At 72.9% G+C, this 17,980-nt stretch carries 14 protein-coding genes; 8 read left to right on the forward strand and 6 right to left on the reverse strand.

Annotated features, from left to right (window positions below; genetic code table 11):
• The first annotated feature begins 47 nt into the window (after positions 1–47).
• Both OG788_RS21155 and OG788_RS21160 read left to right on the forward strand, forming a co-directional pair.
• Positions 48–323, forward strand: a complete 276-nt coding sequence (locus tag OG788_RS21155; protein WP_351541561.1) for a DUF2530 domain-containing protein — start codon at positions 48–50, stop codon at positions 321–323.
• Between the two features lie 126 nt (positions 324–449).
• Positions 450–2,849, forward strand: a complete 2,400-nt coding sequence (locus OG788_RS21160) for a cation-translocating P-type ATPase (RefSeq protein ID WP_406372728.1) — start codon at positions 450–452, stop codon at positions 2,847–2,849.
• A 15-nt stretch (positions 2,850–2,864) separates the two neighbouring features.
• On the opposite strand, the gene OG788_RS21165 is transcribed toward OG788_RS21160, so the two are convergent.
• The 3 genes from OG788_RS21165 to OG788_RS21175 form a co-directional block, all read right to left on the reverse strand.
• The gene (locus OG788_RS21165; RefSeq protein WP_406372730.1) at positions 2,865–3,647 is read right to left on the reverse strand and encodes a calcium-binding protein; all 783 of its coding nucleotides are present in this window, start codon (positions 3,645–3,647) and stop codon (positions 2,865–2,867) included.
• Between the two features lie 231 nt (positions 3,648–3,878).
• Positions 3,879–7,040, reverse strand: coding sequence for a sacsin N-terminal ATP-binding-like domain-containing protein (locus tag OG788_RS21170; protein ID WP_406372732.1), 3,162 nt, complete (start codon positions 7,038–7,040; stop codon positions 3,879–3,881).
• 540 nt (positions 7,041–7,580) lie between these two features.
• A complete protein-coding gene (locus OG788_RS21175; protein ID WP_351537398.1) occupies positions 7,581–8,507 on the reverse strand; it encodes a DUF3027 domain-containing protein in 927 nt (308 codons plus the stop codon).
• Positions 8,508–8,963: 456 nt separating this feature from the next.
• Between OG788_RS21175 and OG788_RS21180 the strand changes: the two genes are divergently transcribed.
• From OG788_RS21180 to OG788_RS21195, 4 genes are all read left to right on the forward strand, one after another.
• Positions 8,964–10,388 carry an MFS transporter gene (locus OG788_RS21180; protein ID WP_406372734.1) on the forward strand — a complete coding sequence of 475 codons (1,425 nt, stop codon included), beginning with the start codon at positions 8,964–8,966 and terminating at the stop codon, positions 10,386–10,388.
• A 75-nt stretch (positions 10,389–10,463) separates the two neighbouring features.
• A complete protein-coding gene (locus tag OG788_RS21185) occupies positions 10,464–10,961 on the forward strand; it encodes a DUF2771 domain-containing protein (RefSeq protein WP_406372736.1) in 498 nt (165 codons plus the stop codon).
• Positions 10,962–10,987: 26 nt separating this feature from the next.
• The gene (locus OG788_RS21190; protein ID WP_406372738.1) at positions 10,988–11,686 is read left to right on the forward strand and encodes a futalosine hydrolase; all 699 of its coding nucleotides are present in this window, start codon (positions 10,988–10,990) and stop codon (positions 11,684–11,686) included.
• Positions 11,670–12,533 carry a 1,4-dihydroxy-6-naphthoate synthase gene (locus OG788_RS21195; RefSeq protein ID WP_406372740.1) on the forward strand — a complete coding sequence of 288 codons (864 nt, stop codon included), beginning with the start codon at positions 11,670–11,672 and terminating at the stop codon, positions 12,531–12,533. The genes OG788_RS21190 and OG788_RS21195 overlap by 17 nt, the downstream gene beginning before the upstream one ends.
• A gap of 72 nt (positions 12,534–12,605) precedes the next feature.
• Here OG788_RS21195 and OG788_RS21200 read toward each other — a convergent pair whose 3' ends face one another.
• Complete coding sequence (locus OG788_RS21200; RefSeq protein WP_351537385.1) at positions 12,606–12,989, reverse strand: cold-shock protein; 384 nt, start codon at positions 12,987–12,989, stop codon at positions 12,606–12,608.
• A 196-nt stretch (positions 12,990–13,185) separates the two neighbouring features.
• Between OG788_RS21200 and OG788_RS21205 the strand changes: the two genes are divergently transcribed.
• The gene (locus OG788_RS21205; RefSeq protein ID WP_266759965.1) at positions 13,186–13,437 is read left to right on the forward strand and encodes a hypothetical protein; all 252 of its coding nucleotides are present in this window, start codon (positions 13,186–13,188) and stop codon (positions 13,435–13,437) included.
• Positions 13,438–13,503: 66 nt separating this feature from the next.
• Here OG788_RS21205 and OG788_RS21210 read toward each other — a convergent pair whose 3' ends face one another.
• Both OG788_RS21210 and OG788_RS21215 read right to left on the reverse strand, forming a co-directional pair.
• Positions 13,504–14,124, reverse strand: coding sequence for an HAD family hydrolase (locus OG788_RS21210; RefSeq protein WP_406372742.1), 621 nt, complete (start codon positions 14,122–14,124; stop codon positions 13,504–13,506).
• 43 nt (positions 14,125–14,167) lie between these two features.
• Complete coding sequence (locus OG788_RS21215) at positions 14,168–15,178, reverse strand: HAAS signaling domain-containing protein (RefSeq protein ID WP_406372744.1); 1,011 nt, start codon at positions 15,176–15,178, stop codon at positions 14,168–14,170.
• A 196-nt stretch (positions 15,179–15,374) separates the two neighbouring features.
• Between OG788_RS21215 and OG788_RS21220 the strand changes: the two genes are divergently transcribed.
• Positions 15,375–17,918 carry a helicase C-terminal domain-containing protein gene (locus tag OG788_RS21220; protein WP_406372746.1) on the forward strand — a complete coding sequence of 848 codons (2,544 nt, stop codon included), beginning with the start codon at positions 15,375–15,377 and terminating at the stop codon, positions 17,916–17,918.
• The last annotated feature ends 62 nt before the right edge of the window (positions 17,919–17,980 follow it).

The following is a 17,980-nucleotide window of genomic DNA, read 5'->3' on the forward strand; positions in this document are numbered from 1 at the left end:
GCGAGGGGGCGAGCGATGCCGAGCTCCGACCCTCGTAAGCTGTGCACATGGCGAAGTGGACCCCCAAGCACGAGGCGCCGGAGCCCCTGGAGGGCCCCGTCGTCGCCACCATCACGGGCGGCACGATCCTCTGGTTCGTCCTCTTCCTGGTGCAGCTGCCGTTCTACGGCTGGTTCGACGACCACGGACACCTGTGGTGGCTCTGGACCTGCCTGGCCGGCGCAGGTCTCGGACTGATCGGTATCTGGTACGTCCGCAGGCGCGACGCCGCGATCAAGCGCGCCCAGGCAGCCGGCCCGTCTCCGGCCCCCGCGACGGAGTAACAGGGCTTCCCCCAGGGCTTCCCCCTACACCCACGGCAGCATTCCCCGCCGCCCCCGTCCTTCCCAGGTCGGATCTTTGGCGCACTCGGCGGGTGAAGCCGCAAATCCGCACGTACCGTCGTTGGCATGACCCACATCGACGCGGGCGCCGAACTCGATCCCGTGCACCCCGTGCCCATACCCGCCACCCGGCGGGCGGACGGGCTGTCCGCCGCCGAGGTGGCCGAGCGGGTCGCGCGCGGTGAGGTGAACGACGTCCCCGTGCGCAGCAGCCGCTCCGTGGGCGAGATCGTCCGGGCGAACGTCTTCACCCGGTTCAACGCGATCATCGGTGTGCTCTGGCTGATCATGCTGTTCGTGGCGCCGTTCCAGGACAGCCTGTTCGGATACGTGATCATCGCCAACACCGGGATCGGCATCATCCAGGAGTGGCGGGCCAAGAAGACCCTGGACTCGCTCGCGGTGATCGGCGAGGCGAAACCGACCGTACGCAGGGACGGCGTCGCCGCCGAGGTCAGTACGTCGGAGATCGTGCTCGGGGATCTCATCGAGATCGGCCCGGGCGACAAGGTCGTCGTCGACGGCACCTGCGCGGAGGCCGACGGGCTGGAGATCGACGAGTCGCTGCTCACCGGTGAGGCCGATCCGGTGGTCAAGCACGCCGGTGACCCGGTGATGTCGGGAAGCTTCGTGGTCGCGGGCTCGGGCGCCTTCACGGCGACGAAAGTGGGACGGGAGGCGTACGCGGCACAACTGGCGGAGGAGGCCTCACGGTTCACGCTGGTCCACTCCGAGCTGCGCAGCGGTATCTCCACCATCCTCAAGTACGTGACGTGGATGATGATCCCGACCGCGATCGGCCTGGTCATCAGCCAGCTCGTCGTCAAGCAGCACGGCTTCAAGGACTCCGTCGCGCGGACCGTCGGCGGGATCGTGCCGATGGTCCCCGAGGGGCTGGTCCTGCTCACCTCCGTCGCCTTCGCGATCGGCGTCATCCGACTTGGCCGAAAACAGTGCCTCGTGCAGGAGCTCCCCGCCATCGAGGGTCTCGCCCGGATCGACACCGTCTGCCTCGACAAGACCGGCACCCTCACCGAGGGCGGCATGGACGTCACCGAGCTTCGGCCGCTGCAGGGCAGCGACGAGTCGTACCTGCGCAAGGTCCTCGGCGCGCTCGGCGAGTCCGATCCACGGCCGAACGCCTCCCTCCAGGCGATCATCTCCGCGTACCCGGACAGCGACGAGTGGCGCTGCACCCAGGCGCTGCCCTTCTCCTCCGCCCGCAAGTACAGCGGGGCCGGCTTCAGCGAGGGGAACGGCGAGTCGAGCACCTGGCTGCTCGGCGCCCCCGACGTGCTGCTGCCCGCCGGCGACGCGGCGCTCGCCGAGACCGAGCGGCTGAACGAGGCGGGGCTGCGGGTGCTGCTGCTCGCGCGGACCACCAAGGATCTCGACGACCCCGGCGTCGCGGAGGCCGCGCGGCCCGCGGCGCTGGTCGTCCTGGAGCAGCGGCTGCGGCCCGACGCGGCCGACACCCTGCGCTACTTCGCCGACCAGGACGTCAAGGCCAAGGTCATCTCCGGCGACAACGCGGTCTCGGTGGGCGCGGTCGCGGGAAAGCTGGGGCTCACCGGCGAGGTCGTGGACGCGCGCCGACTGCCGGACGAGCGCGAGGAGATGGCGAAGTCCCTGGAGAAGGGCACGGTCTTCGGGCGGGTCACCCCGCAGCAGAAGCGGGACATGGTCGCCGCCCTGCAGTCGCGCGGGCACACGGTGGCGATGACCGGCGACGGGGTGAACGACGTCCTCGCCCTGAAGGACGCCGACATCGGCGTGAGCATGGGCTCGGGGTCCGAGGCGACCCGCGCGGTGGCCCAGATCGTGCTGCTCAACAACAGCTTCTCGACGCTGCCCTCGGTGGTCGGGGAGGGCCGCCGGGTCATCGGGAACATCACCCGGGTCGCGACGCTCTTCCTGGTGAAGACGGTCTACTCGGTGCTGCTGGCGGTCCTGGTGGTGTGCTGGCAGGTCGAGTACCCCTTCCTGCCGCGCCACCTGACCCTGCTGTCCACCCTGACGATCGGTGTCCCGGCGTTCTTCCTCGCCCTCGCCCCCAACAAGGAGCGCGCCCAGCCCCACTTCGTGCAGCGGGTGATGCGGTATTCGATCCCGGGCGGGGTCGTCGCGGGGGTGGCCACCTTCGTGACGTATCTGATCGCGCGCCACTACTACACGGGGGAAGGTTCGCTGGACGCGGAGACGAGCGCCGCGACGCTGACGCTCTTCCTGATCTCGATGTGGGTGCTGGCGATCATCGCCCGGCCGTACACCTGGTGGCGGATCTGCCTCGTCGCCGCGATGGGCGGGGCGTTCGTGCTGGTGCTCGTCGTGCCGAAACTGCAGCACTTCTTCGCGCTGAAGCTGGTCGGCGCGACGATGCCGTGGATCGCGGTGCTGATCTCGGCGGTGGCGGCGGCCGTCCTGGAACTCCTGTGGAGGTGGGTCGACCGCCGCGTTCCCGCGTAGGGGCTACTTCAAGGGTTACTGCACGTCGACGTAGTCACCCGTGGCCTTGACGGCCGGGGTGGTCGAGGTGCCCTCGAAGTTGTAGCGGAAGTAACCGTCGACGGTGGCCGTCGTGGTGGTCTTCAGGTTGCCGGCGCTGTCCGTCTTGACCGTCTTGACGCTGCCGGTGTAGGTGGCGGTGGTCTTCTTGCGGAACTGCAGCAGCACCGGCTGGACGGTGTAGCCCGCGTACTTGTGGGTGTCCCAGTTGGCGCGCGTCAGCGTGCCGGTGACCGTGATGGTCTTGCCCTTCTTCACCGGCTCCGGCGAGGCGTTGACCGTCAGCTTCGACAGGCGCTGGACCTGGAAGCTCTTGGCGTTGTCCTTCTGCGTGTAGTCGGAGTCCTTGCCTGCGGCGATCGCCCAGACCTTCCAGCCGCCGGCCACCGAGTTGACCAGGTTGGTGCCCGGCTCCAGGTCGAAGGTCGACTTGCAGGTCGACGTCGTGGCGCTGACCACGGTGCAGGTGGCACGGCCGTCGCTGCCGTTGGCGACGGCACCGCTGTCGGACGACTCGATGTCCGTGCCGTGGTACAGGATCGCCTGCGCCCAGTCGACGCCCGAGGCGTCCTTTACGGTGAAGCTGACCGTGATGGTCTTCTTCTGGGTCGCGCCGACGACGACCGGACTGCCGCCGTTCACCACGACGCTCGAGATCGTGGTGTCTCCGTGGACCTCGTCGGCCTGCGCGGCAGGCACGGCGAGAGCGGAGAGGGCCAGGGCGCCGAGGGCAACGCCGAGGGTGGCACGCATGCGCATGTATTCCCCAGGTCGAGAAGGGGCCCCGACGCTCTCGTCTCACGACTCGCGGTCACGTACGGGGCCGAATGATCGTGGAGTCAGTTGACTCCGATGCTCAGATCCGTGACGGGAGCGAATGGTTGTACGAGTGAGAAAACCTTTATGCGCACATGACCAAGATCATGGCGCAGGCCCGCCCAAGGGGTCGCACACCCGCGGCGTGCACGACCCCGGGGCCCGGCCCCTGCCTCAGTCGAACCAGCGGTCCCGGGCCAGTTCCTCGGTGCGGGACGGGTCCTCCAGCAGGGCGGCGACCTCGAAGCGGCGCGGCCACTGGCCCGCCGACCAGGCGAGTCCGGCGGCGACACCCTCCAGCGTGGCGGCGTGCAGCACCCCGTCCCGGGTGCGGCGCCAGTCGAGTTCGGTGCCGTCGACCACGAGCTCCTCGTGCTCGATGTACGTGGCGGGGGTCGCGGGGCCCAGCAGGACCCGTACCGACTCCGGTACGTCGTGCTCGGCGCCCTCGGAGGTCACCTCGCCGGTGACGGACTCGCTCAGCCGCCGCACCTGGAACAGCTCGGCGAGCTCGGCGGCCCGCGACGGCGGCACCGGAAGCAGCGGCACCCCGTCGGTGAAGGCCAGGAGATCCGGCGAATCCACGACCACCGCGTCGGCGGCGTCCACGACCCGCACCTCACCGTCCACGACGGCCCGCAGCTCGTCCGGCAGCGTCACCTGTTCCGGATCGAGGTCAGCCAACGCGCCGTAGAGAGCGTGCAGTTGGGAGCCGGAGACCTCACGGTCCGGGTCGGCGAGACGGTCGAGCAGCTCGGCGGCACCGCCCGGCTCGGCGAGCAGGGCGGCCACCGACGTACGGACGCCGAGCGCTCGCAGTACCTGTTCGTCGTCGAAGCCGGTCGCGTCGGCCTCGTCGTAGAGGCCGCGCAGCAGCGGATCGCCGCCGGCGGCCCGCAGACCGGCCGGGCGGCGTCCGTCGAGCACGGGATGCCCGCGCAGCCACCAGGCCGTGTACGGCCGGACGATCTCGTGCGTACCGTCCGGCAGCAGAATGCGCACCTGCTGGGTGATCGCGTCCCGCAGCGGCGGCTGGGCGAGCAGGGCGAGGGCCTGCGGCCACCGCTCGTCGTCCACCAGATCCAGATCCCGTACGGCGACGATCTCGGTCGCGACGGGCGGCACCGGCGAGTCGGGCAGCCGGTCCAGGACGTCCTCGCACCACACGTCCACCGCGTCCAGCAGGCCCGCGTCGTCGGGTTCGGCGAAGTCCGCGTCGCGCGGCTCCAGTTCGTCCGGATCGAGGACGACGTCCGTGGCCCGCACCAGGGCGAAGCCCGCGAGCACGCCACAGGCGGCGAGCGGCTGCTCGCCCCAGCGGCCGGCCAGCTCGGAGTCGACGAAGGCGAGTTCGTCCTCGCGCATTACCTGGGCGAACGCGCTGCCGGGCAGCACGAGTTCACCGGCGGGCACGAGCTCCCCCTCGTCGTCCGGCAGCGCGAGGGCGCCGAGCCAGGGCTCGTCCCCGGGTTCGAGGGCCGCGTCACGGACGAGCGCGAGGACGGTGTCCGCCAGCTCCTCCGCGTCCGGGGTGTCCTCGTCCCACGCTCCGCCCTCGTCGTCGAGCGAGGCCGCCACGGCGGCCCGCACCTGCGGGGTGGTGAGCACCGCGCGGGGCGAGGCAGGAAGAGCGCCCAGCTTCTCCAGGAGCGGGTGGGCGGCGTCCGGGTGCGCGACCTTGAGGCCGAGGCGCGCGAGCGTGTCGGGGGCCACCGGCGACGCGTCGGCGATGGGCAGCAGGATCTGGCGGGGCCCGATCGTCGTACGGCCGTCGGCCAGCGGCACGGGCAGTCCGGACAGCCGGTCCGGGTCGACCCCGGCGAGGCTGTCGTACAGGCGGTACCACCAGTCCGGGTCCTTCTCCAGACCGGCCAGCCGGTCCACGGCCTCGGTGAGCGGGACCCGGGCCACGCCCAGCGTGCGCAGTTCCACGCGCCGTTCCAGCCCGGCGGGCAGCAGGCCGGTCAGCACCTCGGCGAGCACCCGGACGGTCTCGGCGCCCGCGCCCTCCACCACCTCGGCGTCGCGCGGCCGCAGGGCGGTGGGGTTCTCCGCGGGGCTGCTCCCGGGCCAGTCGTCCGGGGTGTCGGCGGCCGGCACCCGGTCGGGCGGTGCCGCCGGCGGCAGGAACGCGGTGCGCGGCAGCCGGTCCAGAATCGCCTGGCGCAGGGCGCCGTCCAGCTCGCCCTTGCCGAGCGGGCCGGGCACCAGGTCGATGATCCCGGTGCCCACCGGCCGCCAGGCGGCGAGGAGTTCGGCGTAGGCGTCCGCCGCGCGCTCCACCAGGAAGTCGGTGAGCGGGCCGGGCGACGCGTGGCGCCGGGTGGTGTCGAGCGGGAGGGAGGCGATGAGGAGCGCCGGTACCCCGAGGGCTTCGTCGCTCGGCGTCGGCGCGTGCACGACGGGGCTCGTCCGCGGGCGGGCCGGGGCTCCGTCGGCGTCGACCGGGACGGCCCAGGTCACCGACCAGTGCGGGCGCAGCCGCTCCTCGACCGGGCGGTCGGCGAGCAGGGCGGGGTCGAGGGGGCCGTGGTGGGCGACGGTGCGGTAGCGGGTCGTGCCGTCGCGGGAGTCGTCGATGACGGCCCCGTGCTCGGCGCTGACGCGGCGCAGGGTGCGGACCTCCGCGTCTCCGATCTCGACGACGACTTCCTCCAGGCCGGGAAGGGCCAGCAGGAGGGCGTCGTCGATGTTCCGCAGGAGGCGCTCGGCGAGGTCCTCGGCGGCGGTGTCGCGCAGGGGCAGGATCACGGCGGTGTCGTACGGGTCCGGGGCGGTGCCCTCGGCCGCGAACGGCAGCCGCAGGAGCGGGACATGGCCGTCCCGGCGGCGGATCTCGTCACCGAGGCCGGGGCTGTCCCCGGCGGTGCCGGCGGCGAGATCGCGTGCCTCGGCGAGTGCCCAGCGGACGCCGCCCTGCCGCCCGACGACGGCGGGCTCGTCCGTCACGGCGAGGACCGCGGCGAAACCGACACCGAAACGGCCCACGGCGGTGTCGTGGGCGTCCCTCTTCGCGGAGGCGCGGAGGGTGGCGAGCGACTCGACGCCGGCCGCGTCGAGGGGGGCGCCGGTGTTGGCCGCCACGAGGACGCCGTCGCGGAGGGTGAGGCGCAGGCGGCCGGGGGTGCCCGCGCGGGCGGCCGCGTCGGCGGCGTTCTGGGCCAGCTCCACGACGAGCCGGTCGCGGTACCCGCCCAGGACGAGGTCCTCCTCGGCGTTGGCGTCCTCGCGGAACCGGGCCGGGCTGGTCGCCCAGGCGTCCAGCACGCCGCGGCGCAGGCGGGACGTACCGAACGGGTCCGCGCCCTCGGCAGCCGGCCGCACGAACTTACTCACGGGTTCACTCTCCCTCTCGCCTGGCGCGACCGCGAATGCAGCGCCGGGTCGCGGCATGAAGGTACCGCGCGCTCTCTCCTGCTCCCGCCGGGGCGCCTGCCGCCGTGCCTGCCGAGGGTGCCTGCGGGCCGGTGGGTGGGTCGGGGCCGTGCCGGTACATCCCAGTCCGTCGCCGCTGGATCAGACGTGAGTCGCATCGGGAGCCGCTGCTCGATCCGGCCCCTCCCGTGCAAGATCCAGCCCCTCCGGCGTTTGAGGAGCGGGGTCTGGGGCGGAGCCCCAGGTACGGGACGGGTAGGGGCGGAGGGGGCGAAAGAGAGGGTTGGGGCCGGCACCCGTGCCGGGGTGGTAGGGGAGGCCGGTTCCCCTGCCCTCGGGGCGGCGGGGACGCCGGGTGTCCGGGTTCCGGGGGTGCCGGGAACGCCAGGTATCCGGGGCCCACGGGTGGTGGAAACTCGGGTGTCCGGCCCGTGGAGGGGTGCGGCAGCGCCGGGTATCCGGGGTCGGGGAGAGAGCCCCGACCCGTGGGGCAGCGGGCCGTTAGGAGTGGCCGAGCTCGGCGGTGGACTCGTCGGACGTGGTGGGTACCGAGCCCGAGTCGGGGGACGGACGCAGCGGGAACGGGTCCACCTGGGTCTCGTCGATCACCGGAGCCGGCGGCCGCGGAGGCTTCGGCATGACCGCAGCCTCGGAGTGCCCACCGCACCCGTACGCGAGAGACACCACACGCCCGTCGGCAGGCGAGAACTCATTCGCACAGACACCGAACGCCTGTCCGAGCGAGCCCCCGATGCGGTTCAGGAAGCCACAGCTGACGCACGACGCGGGCGCGGCCTGTGCCATCGCAGTCTTGGGCCCGTACGACTCCTCCCAGCGGTCGGCCGCGACATGCAGCCCGTACCGGGAGAGCACCCGCGCCCGCCGCAGCCCCAGTTCCTCGGCCACGGCCGCGATCGAGCCCCGGCGCGGAGCCATCGGCAGGTTCGCGGGCGTCCCCGCGGTCACCTCCGCGTCCTCCGCCTCCACCAGCTCGAACATGTCCTCCGAGACCGCGGAGTTCGGCGCGGGCTCGTCCTCGCCGGAGTAGCCCGGCTCCAGCCGGAGATCCTCGGCGTCCGTGGGCAGCAGGTCCCCGGGGCCCATGTCACCGGGGCGGAGCCGCTCGCTCCACGGCACCCACTCCGGGGCCAGCAGCGCGTCGGTGCCGGGCAGCAGCACCGTCTCGTCGAGGGTGACCAGCTTCGCCCGGGAGGCACGGGCCACGGTCGACGCCCAGCGCCAGCCGCGGTATCCCGGTTCCTTGCACTCGAAGAAGTGCGTGACAACGCGGTCTCCCTCGGAGACCAGCCCGAGGTGCTCGCCGACGACGCCGGGATGGGCGGCTTCCTCGGCGGCCGCGCGGGCGAGGTCGACGGCCTCGGCGCACAGGCGGTCAGGGGTGCGGCTTCGCGTTGTCGCTGCGCTCACAGGTATCGCTTCTCTCCTACGCCGTCTCACGGGTGCGCCATTCCTCCGGCGGGGGTGCGGACGGAGCGGACCGGTGGGCCGCGTCGACGTCCGCGCCCGATCGCACTCGGGCGCACCTACGCCATCCATTCTGCGGGATGGCCGAGAGGCGCGCGGCCGAGAACAATCGCCGCATGCGCGTTACGCACGCTACCTTCTCCTGGCCCCTGGGCCCACACCGGCGGGCGTCTTCGGCGCTCCGCGCCGGGATCTTTGGCGCTCCGCGGCGCCGTCTCCGGCGCTCAGCGCCGAAAGTTTCCCACCCGCACCACTTGTCTCGCCCCGTCGAAAAGTGATCCGCCGACGACCGGCCCGGCGCCCTGTGATCGCCTCCGCCTGCCCCCACTCGGCACTCACTCGGCCCTCGTACGCGCGGTAACCGCACTACGCACCCCGAAGTCGGGGCACTATGACGGAGTGGCATCCGCGAGGTCGCCCCAGGGAGCAACCGGTATCGGTGGCGCCAAAGGGAGCAACGGGAGCGGCGGATCGGGCCGGGTGACCGGATCCGTCCGCGCGGTGGGGCGTGCCCTGCACTTCCCGGTGACACGGACGGCGCGCGGCATCCGCAAGGCGACGCACGCGCACGGGGCCGGCGAGTCGGGCCTCGGGAAACTGATCGAACTGCACGCGGTGAACGGCGCGGGCGATGTCATGATCACGGTGGCGCTCGCGTCCACCGTCTTCTTCTCCGTGCCGACCGACGAGGCCCGCGGCCGGGTCGCCCTCTACCTGGGCATCACCATGGCGCCCTTCGCGCTCCTCGCCCCCGTGATCGGCCCGCTGCTGGACCGTCTGCCGCACGGACGGCGGGCCGCGATGGCGGGCTCGATGCTCGCCCGGGCGATGCTCGCGCTGATGCTGTCGGGCGCGGTCGTCACCGGCACCTTCGAGCTGTATCCCGCCGCGCTCGGCGTGCTCGTCGCCTCGAAGGCGTACGGCGTGGTGCGCAGTGCCGTCGTGCCCCGGCTGCTGCCACCGACGTTCTCCCTGGTCAAAGCGAATTCCCGGGTCACTCTGGGTGGGCTCCTCGCCACCGGTGTGGCCGGGCCCATCGCCGCCGTGCTCCAGTCGCTGGGAGCGCGCTATCCGCTCTACGGCGCCTTCGTGATCTTCATCGCGGGCACGTTCCTGTCGTTCTCGCTGCCGCCCAAGGTGGACTCCGCCAAGGGCGAGGACAAGGCGCTGCTCGCCGCCGACGCGGAGCATCTGCACGGCCCGCACCTGAAGAAACCGCCGCGCCCCGGACTGCGGACCGTGGGAACGGCCGTCACCCACGCGCTCGGCGCCAACGCCTCGCTGCGCTGCCTGTCCGGCTTCCTGATCTTCTTCCTCGCCTTCCTGCTGCGCCAGCAGCCGCTCAGCGGCAAGAGCGCGGCGGTCTCGCTCGGCCTGGTGGTCGTCTCGGCGGGCGTGGGCAACGCGCTCGGCACGGCCGTCGGAGCCTGGCTGAAACAGCGCGCTCCGGAGATCATCATCGTGACGGTGGTGGCGTTCGTGCTGGCCGTCGCGATCGCTGCGGCGATCTTCTTCGGCACTTTCTTCGTGGCGTGTCTCGCCGCGGTCGCCGGGTTCGCGCAGGCCCTCGCCAAGCTGTCCCTGGACGCGCTGATCCAGCGCGACGTCCCCGAACTCGTCCGGAGTTCGGCCTTCGCCCGCTCCGAGACACTGCTCCAGATGGCCTGGGTCCTCGGCGGAGCCATCGGCATCGCGATGCCGCTCAACGGCTCGCTCGGCCTCTCCGTGGCCGCCGGGATCGTCGCCGTGGGGTGGCTGACGACCGTGCGGGGGCTGCTCTCCGTGGCGCGCCGCGGCGGATCGGCCCGGCAGCGGGTCTCCTGAGCCGCGCGGGGGCCACGTACGGCACGCCGCACCCCACGTGGGGGCTCGGGTGGGCGTGCCCGATAGCCTTCGGCCATGACCTCCCTGCCCCGCGGCAGAGCCGCTAATGGACAACGCGCTGCGCGCCGCCGCCGCGCCGTCGCCACCGTCGGCGCCGTTTCCGCCGGACTCCTCGTCCTGTCCGCCTGTGACAAGCCGACGCCGATCGCCACCATCACGGTCGGCGACAACTCGGTGAGTTCCGAGACCGACTGCTACAACGACGGTGACGCGGTGCAGACCGCAGACCTGGCGAAGTGCCTGAAGGACAAGGACATCAAGTCCATCAAGGTCGACCCCGACGAGACCGTCCGGTTCGGTGTGGACCCGGATATCGCGGACAAGGGCTGGACGATCCTGATGAACGGTCAGCCGCTGACCGACTCCAGCACGAAGACGTACCGGACCATTCCCGGCAGTGTCTTCTTCAACGAGCAGTACGGGGCCACGGGCAACTCGACGCTCGTCTCCATCAAGGAGGGCGAGAAGACCGTGTCCGGTCTGTGGACCTTCAAGCTCAAGAAGGACGCCTGATCGCAGCCGCCGGGCCGAGGGTGCTCGTGGCCACCGCCGTCCCCGCCGAGCGGGACGCGGTGGCCGGGGTGTCGTCCGGCGCGGGGCGTGAGATACGGCTTCCGGGGGCGACGCTCCACCGGGTCGGTGGGCACGATCTGCTCGCCGCCGGTGTCGGCCCCGCCCTCGCCGCCGCCTCGGTCTCCTCCGCGCTGACCGCCGCGGCCCTCGAGGGCACGCCCTACGGCCTCGTCGTCTGCGCGGGTGTCGCCGGCGGCTTCCAGCCCGGCGCGCCCGTGGGATCGCTCGTGATCGCCGACGACATCGTCGCGGCGGATCTGGGGGCGGAGGCGCCGGAGGGGTTCCTCCCGGTCACCGAACTCGGCTTCGGAACCGTCAGCCACCGGCCACCGGAATCACTCGTACGAGAGGCCGCGGCCGTCACCGGTGGACGCGTCGGAACCGTGCTCACCGTGTCGACCGTGACCGGCAGCGCCGCTCGCGCCGCCGAACTGCGGGCCCGGCATCCCCTGGCCCTCGCCGAGGCGATGGAGGGGTTCGGGGTCGCCGAGGCGGCCGCCGCGCACGGGGTGCCGGTGCTGGAGATCCGTGCGGTGTCCAATCCCGTCGGCCCGCGTGACCGCGCCGCGTGGCGCATCGGGGACGCTCTCGCCGCACTCACCGAGGCTTTCGGGAAGCTGACGCCCCTCCTGGAGAGTTGGAACCGACATGACCGTACGCACTGAGTCCGCCGAAGACCTGCGGATCGCCTTCTCGCCCTGCCCGAACGACACCTTCGTCTTCGACGCCTGGGCGCACGGCCGGATCCCGGGAGCGCCCGCGCTCGACGTGACGTTCGCGGACATCGACATCACCAACGGCATGGCCGAGCGCGGCGAGTTCGACGCGCTGAAGGTGTCGTACGCCGTGCTGCCGTACGTCCTGGACCGCTACGCGCTGCTGCCGTGCGGCGGGGCGCTGGGGCGGGGCTGCGGACCGCTGGTGCTGACGCGGGAGCCGGGCGCGGACCTGACGGGACGTACGGTCGCGGTGCCCAGCGAGAAGTCGACGGCGTATCTGCTGTTCCGGCTGTGGGCGGCGGAAACGGTGCCCGGCGGGGTCGGCGAGATCGTGATCATGCCGTTCCACGAGATCATGCCGGCCGTGCGGGACGGGAAGGTCGACGCGGGGCTCGTCATTCACGAGGCGCGTTTCACCTACCAGAACTACGGGCTGCACAAGCTCGCCGACATGGGCGAGCACTGGGAACGGACCACCGGGCTGCCGATCCCGCTGGGCGCGATCATCGCCAGGCGGTCGCTGGGAGCGGAGCGGCTCCAGGCGCTCGCCGACGCCACCCGCGCCTCGGTCCGCGCCGCCTGGGACGACCCCGAGGCGTCCCGCGCCTACGTCCTGGAACACGCCCAGGAAATGGACCCGAAGGTCGCGGACCAGCACATCGGCCTGTACGTGAACGAGTTCACGGCCGATCTGGGCGAGGACGGATACGCGGCGATCCGCGGACTGCTCACGCGCGCGGCGGCCGAGGGGCTGGTGCCGCCCCTCGGGCCGAACGCTCTCGCCTTCCCCTGATTTCTCCCCCGGACCTTCCCCGGACCTTTCCGGATCCTCCTCGGAATCCGGCCGGAGGCCGCTAACGGCCGGTCATACGTCGAGCTGGTCGGCGACCGCGCGCAGCAGGCCCGCGATCTTGTGGCCGGAGGCCTTGTCGGGGTAGCGGCCCTTCTCCAGCATCGGCGTGATGTTCTCGAGGAGGGTCGTCAGGTCCTGGACGATGGAGGCCAGTTCGTCCGGCTTGCGGCGCTGGGCCGCCGCGACCGAGGGGGTCGGGTCCAGGATGGTCACCGAGAGCGCCTGGTCACCGCGCTGACCGGCGACGACGCCGAACTCGACGCGCTGGCCGGGCTTGAGGGCGTCGACTCCGGCGGGCAGGACCGAGGAATGGACGAAGACGTCGCCGCCGTCGTCGCGGGAGAGAAAGCCGAAGCCCTTCTCAGTGTTGAACCACTTGACTTTGCCGGTGGGCACGTCTGTCCTCGTCCTCGTACTCGTCGGAAACTGCTCGGGAAACCGCGCGGGTGGTTGCAGGGGCAACTGCCCGTAAACGCCTCTGGATAGCACGACAGCGGGTCAGCCGACCCGCCGGTACCAAGGCTAATGGTCCGTCGGCTGGTGACAAGACGTCGCTGGATTGTTCCTTCGCGCAGGGAACTACCCTGGTCGAGTGCGTGACAAAACCCAAGCGAATTCCCTCGAAGCCGGTGACCGGCTGATCCGTGCCGGTGCCATCGTCTTCTTCATCGGCGCGTTGGCCACACTGGTCACCGTGGCACCGCTGTTGCTCGGCACGAATCCATTTCCGACCTACATGTTCGGCTTGAGCATGCTCATGGGCGTCGGATTCCTGCTGGCCGCCGCGGGCGTGTTCCGTTCGGCCGCGGAAGGCCGCCGCCGGGCCCGTGCCGCCCGTACCTGACGGCGGCCGTGCCGACGGCCGTGCCGACGGCCGTGACGACGGCCCCGTGGTGGCTCCACTCGACGTCTAGCGGTGGTTCTCCAGCCAGGCCGGGAACTCCGTGAGATCGCCGAGGACGACGTCCGCGCCCGCCGCGCGGAGTTCCTCGGCGTCGCACGGCCCGGTCGCCACGGCCACGGAGTACGCCCGCGCCGTGTGCGCGCCGCGTACGTCGCCGGTGTGGTCGCCGACGTACACGCTCGCGCCGTGCTCGCGCAGCGCCACCGCCTTCTGCTCGGCCCACAGGTTGCCGACGAGTTCGTCCGCGCCTATGCCCAGGTGTTCCAGGTGCAGCCGGGCGTTGGGCTCCCACTTCGCGGTGACGACGACCGTGCGCCCGCCCGCCGCCCGCACCGCCTCGACGGCCTCACGCGCGCCGGGCATCGCGAGCGTGCCGGTGATGGCGTGCGCGGGGTACATCTCGCGGTAGAGGTCGGCCATGGCCGCGATCTCCCCGGCCGGGAACCAGTTGGCGAGTTCGTCCTCCAGGGGCGGCCCGAGCCGCGTGACCACGAGATCCGAGTCGATGTACGTCCCGGTCCGCGCCGAGATCGCCTCGTAGCAGGCGTGGATCCCGGGGCGGGAGTCGATCAGGGTCATGTCGAGGTCGAAGCCGACGGTCAGCGCGGGGGAAGTCATATGGACCATTGTGCCCAGGCCGCCGGGGAGCCGGTCCAGGCCTTTTCGGCGGTCAGGTCCGGCGCTGCGAGCGCCAGACCAGGTACAGGGCCGACGCGACGGCCGCGCCGCGGACGATCCAGGGCCAGGTCTCGGTCATCGCGTCGTTCATGTGGCCCTCGGCGACGGGGGTGCCCCATCGGCCGGTCGAACGGCCCCAGATCCAGACGATGCCGGCCGTGGCGGACAGTCCCGGCAGGACGAGGACGGCCCACTTCGACTCGGCGGGGGTCAGCCGGCGGGAGCCGTAGGCGATCAGCCAGCCGAGGCCGAGCGCGAACCAGTTGCCGAGCAGGGCGCCGGCGACGAGGAGGGCGGCGGCGAGCAGGAGCAGGGGGTTGGTGTAGCCGCCGAGGCGTGGGAAGCGGCGGCGCGCGCCGGCGCCCTCGGCGTCCGGTTCGTCCTCGGGGCCCGGTGCCGCCGTCTTCTCCTTGGCCGGTCCCGGCTCCCCCTCGCCTTCTTCGGCTCCTCGGTCCCTCTCGCCCGGGGGCGGCTTGAGCAGGTCGGGGATCTCCACGCCGCCGACGAACCCCGGCACGCTGTCGCCGAGCCCGAAGGGGCTGTTGTCCACGCGCCACCAGTCCGGCCGGCCCGCGCTGTCGCCCAGTTCGTGCGCGCTCGCCAGGTGGGGCGGGGACGGAGCGTCGGCCCCGGTGCTCTCGGCGGGGCGCGCTTCCGCGGGGCGAGGGCGGGGGACGACGCGGCGCAACCGCTTCGGGCGCTCCTCCGGTTCGGCGGCGGCGCGCTGGGTGGGCACGGCGGTCCGGCTCCGCGTACCGGGTCCGGCGCCTTCGGTGCCCTGTCCGGCCGCCGCGACGATCTCGTCGGGGGTGCCGAGGCGGTCGAGGATGCGGCGGACGGCGGCGGGGCTGTCGGGGGTGCCCTTCGCCCTGCGGCGGTCGATCTCGGTGCGCAGTTCCGAGACCAGGCGCATCCGGGTCGCCGACGGCAACTGCCGCTGCTGTGCCAGGTCGCCGACCCGGCTCAGATAGTCGAAGACCAGCTGGTCGCTCTCGATCCCCACGAAGTCCCCTCCGGGGCCGGTGCGTTGGATACCCCGTGGTGACGAAGGTACCGGCTTTTCCGTGCGCGGGAGCGCCCCGCCCGGGGCTCGGGCAGCCGTACGACGTTCCCCTCTCCGCCGGAACCGCGCGGCCGGTGGACGATCCACGGGCCGGGGGCCGGTCCCCGGGGGCCCGCCACCCGCTACCGTTGACAGGATGAGCCCCGAGACGACCGCCCCGCGGTCCCTGGCGGAAGCCCTCCGCGCGCGGGACGACGCCTCGCTGTCCGCCCTCCTGCGGTCGCGTCCGGACCTGATCACGCCCGTCCCCACGGATCTCACCCAGCTGGCCACCCGGGCGGGCACCCGTGCGTCGGTCGTCCGTGCCCTGGAGCGCCTGGACCGTTTCGCGCTCCAGACGGCGGAGGCCCTGGCGGTGGCGCCGGAACCGGCGACGTACGACGAACTGCTCGGGCTGCTCGCGGGCGACGACGGCGACCCCACGGTCACGGCGGCCTACCCGCACGCTCTCGGGACGCTCCGCGAACAGGCCCTCGTCTGGGGCGGCGACGACCGCCTCCGGCTCGTGCGGACGGCACGCGAGCTGCTGGCCCCGTCGCCGCAGCACCCGTCCCCGACGGGGCTCGGGCCGACGGTCGGTGAGTCCACGGCGGGCATGTCGCCGGGGCGCATCCAGGAGATCGTGGCCGCGGCGGGGCTGCCGAGCACCCATGACTCCGTGTCGGCGGTGGCTTCGCTGAGTGCCCTGTTCAGCGACCGGGCCCGGATGTCGAACCTGCTGGACGAAGCGCCCGCCGAGGCGGTGGAGGTGCTCTCACGGCTGGTGTGGGGGCCGCCGTACGGGCAGGTGACGGCCGAACCGGCGGCACATCTGCGCTGGCTGATCGGCCGGGGACTGCTGCTGCCGACGGGGCCCGGCACGGTCGTCCTGCCGCGTGAGGTCGCCCTGCATCTGCGCGCGGGCCGTGCGCACCGGGTGACGGAGCCGGTGGCGCCCGCGGTCGAGGCCGCGACGACCCACCGTCCACAGGTTGTGGACGCCGCCGCGGCCGGCCAGGCGTACACGACGCTGGCGACCGTCGAGGAACTGCTGAAGGACTGGCACGAGGGCGGTCCGGCGGTGCTGCGCGCGGGCGGGCTCAGTGTGCGCGACCTGAAGCGGACGGCGGTGGCGCTCGACGTCTCCGAACCCGTCGCCGCGTTCTGGGTGGAACTCGCCCACGCGGCGGGCCTGGTGGCGTCGGACGGCGAGGCGGAGGAACGGTACGCGGCGACCCCGGCCTACGACGAGTGGCTGGAACTGCCCGCCGCCGAGCGCTGGACACGGCTCGCCTCGGCTTGGCTCGCGGCGACCCGCACGGCGGGGCTGGTCGGCGGACGGGACACGAAGGACCGTACGCTCTCGGCGCTCGGCCCCGGACTCGACCGTTCCGCGGCGCCCGAGGTCCGCCACCGCGTCCTCACCCTCCTCGCCGCGCTCCCCGAGGGCGCCACGCCCGCCGCGGACTCCGTCCTGGCCCGGCTGTACTGGGAGCGCCCGCAGCGCGGTGCCCGGCCCTCTCCGGAGGACCTGCGCGCCCGGCTGGCCCGGTGGACGCTGTCCGAGGCGGAGCTGCTCGGGGTCACCGGCCGGGGCGCGCTGTCCGCGCAGGGCCGGGCACTGCTGGGTCTGCCGGGGGCGGCGGGCGCCAAGGGGGCGGAACCGTCGGGTCCCGGCGACAAGCTCCCCGCCCACAAGCGGCACCACCCGGTGACCGCCCCGGCGCCGCACTCCCCCGCCGAGCGGGCCGCCGCGGCCGCCCGGGCCTCCCGGCTCCTCGCCCCGCTGCTGCCCGAACCGCTCGACCACGTCCTGCTCCAGGCGGACCTGACGGCGGTCGCGCCCGGCCCCCTGGAGCGCCCCCTGGCCGACACCCTCGGTGTGCTCGCGGACATCGAGTCCAAGGGCGGGGCGACCGTCTACCGCTTCACCCCGGGCTCGGTGCGCCGGGCGCTCGACGCGGGCCGTTCGGCGTCCGACCTGCACGCCTTCCTCACCGCCCACTCCCGTACGCCGATCCCGCAGCCGCTCACCTATCTGATCGACGACGTGGCACGCCGGCACGGCCATCTGCGGATCGGGGCGGCGTCGGCGTACGTCCGCTGCGACGACGACGCGGTGCTCAGCGAGATCCTCGCCGACAAGCGCTCGCAGGGGCTCGGGCTTCGGCGGCTCGCGCCCACGGTGCTGGCCGCGCAGGCCGACCCGGCGGCCCTTCTCGCGGGCCTCCGATCGATGGGCTTCGCACCCGCCGCCGAGTCCGCGGAGGGTGACGTCCTGATCACCCGGGCGCACGCCCACCGCACCCCGCCGCGCACCGCCCCGGAGCCCGTCCCGGAGGGCCCGCCGGTCCCGGACGCCACCCTTCTCGGCGCCGCGATCCGTGCCATCCGGGCCGGTGACCTCGCCTCGACCACCCCGCGCAAGGCTGACGCGGCGGGCCACCGCCCCGGCGACGGCGAGCTGCCCCGCACCAGCTCCGCCGAGACCCTGGCCACCATGCAGGCCGCCGTCATGACCGGTGAGGCGGTGTGGATCGGCTACGTCAACGCCGAGGGCGCCGCCAGCCAGCGCGTCATCGCCCCCATCCGGGTCGAGGGCGGCTTCGTCACGGCGTACGACCACACGGCGGACGAGGTCCGGACCTATCCGCTGCACCGGGTCACGGGGGTCGCGGAGCTGGCGGACGACCAGCCGTGATCACCCGCCGGTAGGGCACACTGGAGGTTTGGCCGAGCATCCGCGCCGGATGCCGCCACGCA

Origin of the sequence: Streptomyces sp. NBC_00647 (assembly GCF_045207245.1) — a bacterium.
Lineage (GTDB): Bacteria > Actinomycetota > Actinomycetes > Streptomycetales > Streptomycetaceae > Streptomyces.

Excerpts from the sequence above, each read along its gene's own strand:
- OG788_RS21165 (WP_406372730.1), bottom strand. The coding sequence starts at position 3,647 with ATGCGCATGCGTGCCACCCTCGGCGTTGCCCTCGGCGCCCTGGCCCTC.
- OG788_RS21160 (WP_406372728.1), top strand. The coding sequence starts at position 450 with ATGACCCACATCGACGCGGGCGCCGAACTCGATCCCGTGCACCCCGTG.
- OG788_RS21210 (WP_406372742.1), bottom strand. The coding sequence starts at position 14,124 with ATGGTCCATATGACTTCCCCCGCGCTGACCGTCGGCTTCGACCTCGAC.
- OG788_RS21185 (WP_406372736.1), top strand. The coding sequence starts at position 10,464 with ATGACCTCCCTGCCCCGCGGCAGAGCCGCTAATGGACAACGCGCTGCG.
- OG788_RS21155 (WP_351541561.1), top strand. The coding sequence starts at position 48 with ATGGCGAAGTGGACCCCCAAGCACGAGGCGCCGGAGCCCCTGGAGGGC.
- OG788_RS21220 (WP_406372746.1), top strand. The coding sequence starts at position 15,375 with ATGAGCCCCGAGACGACCGCCCCGCGGTCCCTGGCGGAAGCCCTCCGC.
- OG788_RS21195 (WP_406372740.1), top strand. The coding sequence starts at position 11,670 with ATGACCGTACGCACTGAGTCCGCCGAAGACCTGCGGATCGCCTTCTCG.